The sequence below is a fragment of the Streptomyces sp. NPDC002573 genome, assembly GCF_042889625.1.
GTDB lineage: Bacteria > Actinomycetota > Actinomycetes > Streptomycetales > Streptomycetaceae > Streptomyces > Streptomyces gibsoniae.
This window is the reverse complement of the sequence record NZ_JBIARC010000213.1, coordinates 1-1308: the sequence shown is the minus strand read 5'-3', so window position 1 is coordinate 1308 and position 1308 is coordinate 1. Positions and strand designations below refer to the sequence as shown.

1 rRNA gene (only partly in view) is annotated in these 1308 nt (G+C 57.5%); it reads right to left on the bottom strand.

Features of this window, described 5'->3' with window-relative positions:
• A 23S ribosomal RNA gene (locus tag ACFYX0_RS47270) occupies nt 1–1308 on the bottom strand (its annotated part extends 1521 nt beyond the left edge of the window); the annotation flags it as partial.

The following is a 1308-nucleotide window of genomic DNA, read 5'->3' as shown; positions in this document are numbered from 1 at the left end:
GCCCTACACCCTTACCCCGGGACAACCACCGCCCGGGATGGACTACCTTCCTGCGTCACCCCATCACTCACCTACTAACCGCTTGGTTCAGCGGCTCCACCACTCCCCTCAACTCCGAAGAGATCAGGGCGGCTTCACGGCCTTAGCATCACGATGCTCGATGTTTGACGCTTCACAGCGGGTACCGGAATATCAACCGGTTATCCATCGACTACGCCTGTCGGCCTCGCCTTAGGTCCCGACTTACCCTGGGCAGATCAGCTTGACCCAGGAACCCTTAGTCAATCGGCGCACACGTTTCTCACGTGTGAATCGCTACTCATGCCTGCATTCTCACTCGTCAACCGTCCACGACTACCTTCCAGTGCCGCTTCACCCGGCAGACGACGCTCCCCTACCCATCACAGCCGGCGTTGGCCGTCATGCTGCAATGACACGACTTCGGCGGTACGCTTGAGCCCCGCTACATTGTCGGCGCGGAATCACTAGACCAGTGAGCTATTACGCACTCTTTCAAGGGTGGCTGCTTCTAAGCCAACCTCCTGGTTGTCTGTGCGACTCCACATCCTTTCCCACTTAGCGTACGCTTAGGGGCCTTAGTCGATGCTCTGGGCTGTTTCCCTCTCGACCATGGAGCTTATCCCCCACAGTCTCACTGCCGCGCTCTCACTTACCGGCATTCGGAGTTTGGCTAAGGTCAGTAACCCGGTAGGGCCCATCGCCTATCCAGTGCTCTACCTCCGGCAAGAAACACACGACGCTGCACCTAAATGCATTTCGGGGAGAACCAGCTATAACGGAGTTTGATTGGCCTTTCACCCCTAACCACAGGTCATCCCCCAGGTTTTCAACCCTGGTGGGTTCGGTCCTCCACGAAGTCTTACCTCCGCTTCAACCTGCCCATGGCTAGATCACTCCGCTTCGGGTCTTGAGCGTGCTACTCAAACGCCCTATTCGGACTCGCTTTCGCTACGGCTACCCCACCCGGGTTAACCTCGCAACACACCGCAAACTCGCAGGCTCATTCTTCAAAAGGCACGCAGTCACGAGAACCCGAAGGTTCCGACGCTCCCACGGCTTGTAGGCACACGGTTTCAGGTACTATTTCACTCCCCTCCCGGGGTACTTTTCACCATTCCCTCACGGTACTATCCGCTATCGGTCACCAGGGAATATTTAGGCTTAGCGGGTGGTCCCGCCAGATTCACACGGGATTTCTCGGGCCCCGTGCTACTTGGGTGTCTCTCAAACGAGCCGCTGACGTTTCGACTACGGGGGTCTTACCCTCTACGCCGGACCTTTCGCATG